The organism is Camelimonas sp. FR25, assembly GCF_059740505.1.
Window position 1 is genome coordinate 42,649 of record NZ_JCAWFG010000087.1, and the last position, 7,460, is coordinate 50,108.

The window sequence follows — 7,460 nt, forward strand, 5'->3', positions numbered from 1 at the left end:
TCTGCGCTGGCGTCGGCGTGGCGTGATCCGCCATGCCCCTGGCGCAATGCACGGCAGTCGCGGCGCCGCCTGCCGCCCACGGGAGGAAGACCACGCCACCCTGGGCTGATGCGGTTTGCTGCGGCGTCCTCACCGCAGCATCAGGGCGCCGCGCGCAACGTCAGATGCGCAACACCGGCTGGATCAGCCGCACAAGGCGGCTGGTGAAGCGTAGCGGCGCGTCGGTGACGGCGAGGCAGATGCAGTCTTCATCCTCGGTCGCGATCGGCTGGTGCACCACATCGTCATGGGCTTCCTCAATATCGCCGCGCCGGAAGATCGCCGCGCCGTCGCGGAACGCCCCTTCCAGCACCACGGTGAGTTCGCGCCCGCCGTGACCGTGTTCAGGCACGGGCTTGCCGGCGGGAATTTTCAGCAAGCGGACGCTGGTCTCGCCATCGCGCACCGGCAGCAGGATTTGCGCCGCGCCGCCGCCCAGCCGCCGCCATGGCAGGCGATCGAGATCGGCGCCGATATAGTCGCGCAACGGGCCAGGCGTAGGCCGGCCGGCGACGGCTGACATCGCAGGCAGCTTGGCCTGGGCGGGGGCCATATCGCCGGCCTGCAACCGCGCCAGCTGCTGCGCCCAGGCTACGTCCATGTCGTCGGCAATTGTGGGCAGGGCGTCGAGCAATTGCCCGCCGACCCGCTCAAACGCGGTGAGGCGCGTGCGGCAGGCCGGGCACAACGCGAGATGGGTGGCCACCGCGAGGCTCCAGCCTTCGGCCAGATTGCCGCCGGCGTAGCGGGCCAGCAGCGCATCGCTGACGTGATGGGTCATGGCTGGCGTCCTTTCGTTCCGCCGTCGCCGCTTCGTCCGGATGTCGCCGGCCGGTCGCCCAGCGCCGCCCGCAGGCGGCCGAACGCCAGACGGATGCGCGATTTGACCGTGCCGAGCGGGATATTCAGCCGTTCGGCGATCATGGCGTGGGACTGGTCCTGAAAATAGGCGAGCTCCAGCAAGGTAATGTGCTCGGCTGGCAGCCGCGCCAGCTCCTCGCGTAGCCGGGCGGCGTCCTGGCCGAGAGCCAGGGCCGCTTCCGGGTCGGGCGCGGCCTCTGGCGTTAACGCCGGGTCCGCCGGGTCAAGCTCCGGCCGCCGGTCGCGGCGCAGCGCGTCGATGCGCTTGTTGCGGGCGATGGTGAAAATCCAGGCGGAGATGCCGCCGCGCGACGGGTCATATTGCGGCGCCTTGCGCCAGACCGTCGCCATGGTTTCCTGCATCAGCTCTTCGGCCAGCGCCTGATCATGAGTGAAGCGGGTGAGATAGGCCCGGACACGCGGGCCATAGTGCCGGAACAGCTGCTCATAGGCCTTGATGTCGCGATGGGCGGCCACCGCCTGCATGCAGGCTTCCCATGGCTCAGCGTCTGGCGGGCGCGCTGGCTCCGGCCCCGGAACCAGCGGGGTCTCCACGTCAGGCATCTGCACCCCGCGCAACTGTCCGCCGGCGGACGCTGAGGAAGGTCCGGCCCCCCTGTTTGACCAGGCGGCGCCGCCACGGTCAAGCAAACAAATGGCGGCGGATTGCGCCTCGCCTGCGCGGGCGGCGGGCGCCAGGGCGGTCTGGCGCGCCTGGGCCATGCGCCGTCGCACTGGCTGCGTCCGGCTACGCGCGCCGCCGGCGCGGAACTGTTGGGCGCGGCTCATCGGTCGCTCCTCCCCTGGTCGCCGGGCGGTTGGGCGAGCCCATGGCCAAAGCGCTGTGGCGCCGGCTGATGTGCATGCCAGGGAATGCGCTTCAGCAACAGGCGCAGCGCCTGCCAGTAAATCGCGCCTGTCACTTTCAGGGTCATCAGCGGGTAACGCAGCAGGGCCCGCAGCAGATTGGCGTCGCTCAGCGGGTTGCGGCGCCCGCTAAAACTGGCGGAGAGCAGCAGCCCTTCCGCGTCATGCTCATGAATCCGCACCTGCACCAATTCACCCGGCGGCGTGATGTGGAAGTCGTAAACGCAGGCCATGGCGATGAATGGCGAGACGTAGAAACGCTTCTCGCTTTGCTGGCGGATGACGCCGGTGCGCGGGTCGCGCGCGCCATCGCGAACTGGCGCCACATAGGTGTGGCGTTCCCCCAGAGTATTGTGCACCTCATACAGGATCGCCTGCAGCGCGCCATGACGATCCTGGCAGAAATAGACGGTCAACGGGTTGAATACATAGCCAAACAGCCGCGGGTAACACAGCGCCAGGATGCGCCCGTCGCTGGCGTCCAGCCCGGCTTCGGCCAGCAGCGCACGCGCCCAGGCCACCACATCCTCGCCGCCATCGCCATGATCGCGATCCCAGAACGACAGCAGCGCCGGGCGGTTGCGGCGCAACAGTCGCAGCCGGGGCGGCGCCGGATCGGTGAGGTCGATCAACAGGGAGAACACGGCGTAGCGCAGGCGATGCCGCCGTGGCCGCAGCCGCGTATGCGACACCTTTCCGACATAGATGCCGGAGCCAATGCGGGCATCGGCGTTCATGCTATCCCTCCGGGATGGCGGAAAATGCGCTCATCCGCCGGGTGCGCCGACCATGGCCGCTTCAGGCCAGCGAGGTCCTCGGCCACGGCGAGGCCCGCCTGCACGCCATCCTCATGGAAGCCATAGCCGCACCAGGCGCCGCAGAACCACAGCCGGTTCTGGCCCTGGATGGCCCAAAGCCGGCGCTGGGCCACCAGCGTGTCGGCGTCAAACACCGGGTGACGATAGTGTTCCGTCCGGTAAATCTGGCGCGGCGGCTGGAGTGGGTTGAGGGTCACGAACAGATCGGAGCCGGGCAGACCCTGCAGGCGGTTCATCCAGTAGCTCACCATCAGGCTGCGGTCGCGCCGCGCGCCGAGGTAGTTCCAGCTCGCCCAGGCCGCCCGGCGCGTCGGCATCAAGGAGGCGTCGCCATGCAGCACGGCGGTGTTGTCGCTATAGCGAAACGTGCCGAGCACGCTGCGTTGCGCCTCGGTCGGCGCCGCCAGCAGGGGCAGAATGGCGTCGGCATGGGTGGCGAACACAACGTCAGTGAAGCTGTCCTCGGCGCCAGCGGCGTCGCGCACGATGTGACGCCCGCCCGAGTGGCGGACGTGGGTCACCGGCGCCCCCAGCCGCACCCGCTCGCCGAGCACGGCGGTGATACGGTCGACATAATTTACGCTGCCGCCGCTCACCGTGCGCCATTGTGGGCGGTCGCTCAGGCTGAGCAGGCCGTGGCTGTCGAAAAACCGCACGAAAGTGGTGAGCGGGAACGACAGAATATCGGCGGGAGACGACGACCAGATCGCCGCCGCCATGGGCAGCAGGTGATCATCGCGAAACGCCGCGCCATAGCCATGGGCGACGAGGTAATCGCCGAGCGTCGCGGAGGCGGCGTCGGGATCCTGCAGCGCCAGCGGCGCCGCGCGATAGAACCGGCGCAGATCGCTGAGCATGCGCCAGAAGCGCGGCGACACGGCGTTGCGCCGCCGGGCGAACAGGCCATTGAGCCCGCTACCGGAATATTCCACCGCGCCGCCCTGCAACGACACGGCGAAGGACATGTCGGACGCCTGGGTCGGCACGGCGAGCGCATCAAACAGCGCCACCAGATTGGGGTAATTGCGGTCGTTATAGACGATGAAGCCGGTGTCGACGCTGACCGGCCCATCGGGCCGCTGCGCCACCACCGTATTGGCGTGACCGCCGGCGCGCGGCGCGCGCTCATACAGCGTGACGTCGCAGCCTTGCGCCAGCAACCACGCGGCCGACAACCCGGCGACGCCGCCGCCAATCACCGCAACCCGACGCTGTCCTGAAAACCCTGAAACTGGCACAAACGCTCTCCCCACTTTGCCTGCTGCATTACGCGGGGCGGGGCGGGGTGGATCACCAGGACGCGCAGACGTCTTGTCGCCTCTTGTCGCCTCTCGCGGTGTGACGCCCTCAAAGCGCCGCCTGGCGTGGGCGGGCTGCACCGCCGCGCGGCGTCACCGGCGTACTAACCTGAGGCTGTCGAGGGCACGGCGGCGGCCGGCGTCGAGGTTGGGGGTAAGGCGCGGGGCAGGAGCGCGTCGCCAGGCGGAAGGAATGGCGGCGGCATAAGCCCGAGCGCCGGCGGCGTCGTCGTCCAGCCAGTAAGCGCGATAGGCGCCGGCTGGATCATATTGCGCCGCCTGGCGCTCTGGATTGAAAATGCGGAAAAACGGCGAGGCGTCGGGACCGCAGCCGGCGACCCATTGCCAGTTGACCGCGTTGCAGGCTGGGTCCCAGTCGGCGAGGGTAGCTTCAAACCAGCGCTGGCCCACGCGCCAGTCGGTCAGCAAATGTTTGGTCAGATAGCTGGCCGCCACCATGCGGACGCGGTTGTGCATGCGGCCTGTGGCGTACAGCTCGCGCATGCCGGCGTCGACCAGCGCCACGCCGGTGCGCCCCTGACGCCAAGCCTCCGCTTCCACGCTGTCGTCGCGCCACGGAAACGACTGCCAACCGTCGCGCCAATTGTGGCTGGCGAGATCCGGGAACGCCGCATAGAGCTCCCGCGAAAAGGCCCGCCACGCCAACTGACGCAAAAACGCTTCAACGCCAACGCTGTCCGCCGCCTCGCTGGCCATGGCGCGCCGCCAGACCTGACGGGCGCTGATTTCGCCGACCGCCAGCGCTGACGACAGGCCGGAGGTCGCGTCGGCGCGCCACGGCGCGTCGCGCCTTGCCGGATAGTGCGCGGCGGCGTCAATGAGAAAGCGGTCGAGCTGGTCAATCGCCGCGGCCTCGCCGCCGTCAATGCCGGCCATGACCACGGGCCAGCCCCGGCTCATGGCGGCGCGGGCCTCGGGCCAGTCGAGACCATCGCTGGCCGGCCAGCTGGCCGGCGCCCTGAGCACCGGAACCGGCAAGGGCGCAGGCGAGGGCCTGCTGCGCAGGGCGCGCCAGAACGGCGTGAACACACGAAAAGGCGTGCCCGACGCGGTGAGGAGCGCGCCCGGCCTCGTCAGCTCGCCGCCGTCATGAAAATGCAGCACGCCTTCAGGAAAGGCCTCGCGCAGGGGGGCATCCGCGGCGAACGGAAATCCCGCCGTGGTGTGGATTTCGCGCGCCGCGCTCTCCTGCATCACCGCCCTGAGCACGTCCTGAGGCGCGCCGCGTCTGACGATCAGCCGGCTGCCCGCCCGGGCCAGCGCAGCGGCCAGCGGCGCCAGCGCGGCGGTCTGGCGCGCCGCCGAGGCCGGTCGCCGCTGCGCCTCCTCCGGATCGAGCACGACAAGCGGGATCACCGCCCCGGCCTCGGCGGCGGCGACAAGGGCAGGGTGGTCGCCCAGTCGCGCGACCCGTCGGAACCAGCAGATGACCGTCAAGGCATTATCCAGATTTGGCAAGGCAAGGAGACGCCCGGCGGGAAGAGGTTAAGAGGGCATGGCAGGCGAAACTGCGCCACGCTGGCCGCAACCAACCAGGCGGTGGCGATGCTCACCATACGGCGTCTGGCGCCCGGCGGATCAGGCCTGTTGGCAGAGAAAGCAACGACGCCCAGCCCTCGCCGCCGCGACAAGGGAACCTCGCCCGCCGCATGAGGCCGCCGTCACGCCTCGTGTCGCACCGTGCCGTTCATCATGGTCAGCTCCACCCTGGCCTTGTGGATGTCGTGCGGTGGGCAGGTGAGGATATTGCGGTCGAGCACGATGAGATCCGCGCGCTTGCCAACCTCCAGCGATCCCACCAGATGGTCGAGACGCAATTGCCAGGCGGCGCCCATGGTGTTGGCGTGGATCGCCTCGGCCACGGTCAGGCGCTCATCGAGCGGTTGCAGCACGGGCGCGTCCGGGCGGCCGACCAATTGCCGCGTCACGGCGACTTCAATGGCGTAGAGCGGGCGGTAGGTGGAGAAATACCCTGCCGCCGGCCAGTCCGTGCCGAACGACACCCTGCCGCCCTGCTTCAGGATTGTCCTGGTGCGATACATGCGGCTCTGACGCGCCGGACCATAGCGCTCCAGCATGTTTTGCATGGTGTCCGGGTCGGCGGATGACCAATTGGCGGAGAATTGCGCGGTGACGCCAAGCTGGCCGAAGCGCCGGTTGTCGTCGCCCTCGACATAGACAAGGTGGGCGATGGTGTGGCGGCGGTCGCGCGGCGGGTTGCGTCGCATCGCCAGCTCAATGCAGTCGAGCGCCACCCGGGCCGTACGTTCGCCGCAGGCGTGGACATGCACGTCGAAGCCCGCGGCGTCCACGGCGCCTATCAATTCCTGCCATTGCTGCAGGCTGAAGGGTGACGCGCCGGTTGAATCGGGCCTGTCGGCATAGGGCTCAAGTAGCCAGGCGGTGTAGCCGCCCTGGGAGCCGTCGCCGACGATCTTGACCACATTGACCTGCACCAGCTCGGTGGCGATACGCTGTTGCAAGGCGCGCAGCCTGTCGACGGCGTCATCAACCGGCGGGCTCTTCACCGAATAGGACGCCGCCACGCGAAATGGCAGCCTGCCCGCCCGCTCATTGGCGGCGTAAATCTCGATGAGCGCGCCCTGGTCATCGCCAACAGGCGGCACGCCGGCGTCAAACACCGTGGTGATGCCAGCCTCGCTGGCTTTCGGCAGCCATTGCTCAAGCAAGCCGGCCATGGCCTCGGCGGTGATCGGTTGCACCGCATTGACCAGCCCCAACACGGCGTTGACCTCCAGCACATAACCGGTCGGCTCGCCGTCCCTGTCGCGCGCGTAATAGCTGAAGCCAGGGACCGGGTCTGGCGTATCGCGTTTCACCCCGGCCATCTCCAGCGCCTTGCTGTTGGCCCACAGGCTGTGGCCGTCGATGGCGAAGAAGAAACCTGGCCGGTCGGGCAGAATCCGGTCGAGTTCAGCGCGTGTCGGCCCCTCCGGCGGGAACATGTCGACACGCCAGCCGAAGCCGCGCACGGGGCCTCCCGGGTGCGCTGCGGCGTAAGCGGCGATCGCTGCCAGCGCGTCCTGCAGCGTGGCGACCTGCAGATCGACCCCCGTGGTCAAAAAGGCGCCGAGAAAAGGGTGGGTGTGTCCTTCGACAAAGCCCGGCGTCAGCAGGCGGCCTTTGAGATCGATCACCCGGGTGCCTGGCCCGATGAAGCGGGCCACGCCTGCGTCGTCGCCAACATAAGTGATGTCGCGCCCGGTGACCGCGAGCGCCTCCGCCCACGGGCCGGCGCTGTTGAGCGTGTAGATGGGCCCATTGCGAAACACCACATCCGCCTGCGCGGCGCCCTGATGCGCGCCTGTGGTGCTGGCGCCGGTTTGGGCGCTTGATTCGATGGCGGCGAAGCCCGGCAAGGCCGCCAGGGTTAGCCCCGCGCCCAGTCGCAACACCGCGCGCCGGTCGGCGGTCGGGCGTGCGCGGGTGTTCTTCTGTAACAGCGCCGCGACGTGTTCCGCCCAGTTGCAGGACATGCACATGTCGTCTTCCCCCTTACAGGCGACGCGCAATCAAGGCGCGGGCGCGTTTTGCT

The 7,460-nt window shown here is 68.9% G+C and carries 6 protein-coding genes; all 6 read right to left on the minus strand.

Annotation, left to right across the window (positions count from 1 at the left end; all coding sequences use genetic code 11):
- Nucleotides 1-160: 160 nt before the first annotated feature.
- Nucleotides 161-820, minus strand: coding sequence for a ChrR family anti-sigma-E factor (locus tag AC6A67_RS12590; protein WP_498036896.1), 660 nt, complete (start codon nucleotides 818-820; stop codon nucleotides 161-163).
- A complete protein-coding gene (locus AC6A67_RS12595) occupies nucleotides 817-1,689 on the minus strand; it encodes a sigma-70 family RNA polymerase sigma factor (RefSeq protein WP_498036897.1) in 873 nt (290 codons plus the stop codon). The genes AC6A67_RS12590 and AC6A67_RS12595 overlap by 4 nt, the downstream gene beginning before the upstream one ends.
- Nucleotides 1,686-2,504 (minus strand): DUF1365 domain-containing protein, encoded by an 819-nt coding sequence (locus AC6A67_RS12600; RefSeq protein WP_498036898.1) that lies wholly within the window; start codon nucleotides 2,502-2,504, stop codon nucleotides 1,686-1,688. The genes AC6A67_RS12595 and AC6A67_RS12600 overlap by 4 nt, the downstream gene beginning before the upstream one ends.
- Nucleotides 2,501-3,823, minus strand: a complete 1,323-nt coding sequence (locus AC6A67_RS12605) for an NAD(P)/FAD-dependent oxidoreductase (protein ID WP_498036899.1) — start codon at nucleotides 3,821-3,823, stop codon at nucleotides 2,501-2,503. The genes AC6A67_RS12600 and AC6A67_RS12605 overlap by 4 nt, the downstream gene beginning before the upstream one ends.
- A gap of 153 nt (nucleotides 3,824-3,976) precedes the next feature.
- A complete protein-coding gene (locus AC6A67_RS12610; RefSeq protein WP_498036900.1) occupies nucleotides 3,977-5,341 on the minus strand; it encodes a cryptochrome/photolyase family protein in 1,365 nt (454 codons plus the stop codon).
- A gap of 224 nt (nucleotides 5,342-5,565) precedes the next feature.
- Nucleotides 5,566-7,401 carry an amidohydrolase gene (locus AC6A67_RS12615; RefSeq protein ID WP_498036901.1) on the minus strand — a complete coding sequence of 612 codons (1,836 nt, stop codon included), beginning with the start codon at nucleotides 7,399-7,401 and terminating at the stop codon, nucleotides 5,566-5,568.
- Nucleotides 7,402-7,460: the final 59 nt, after the last annotated feature.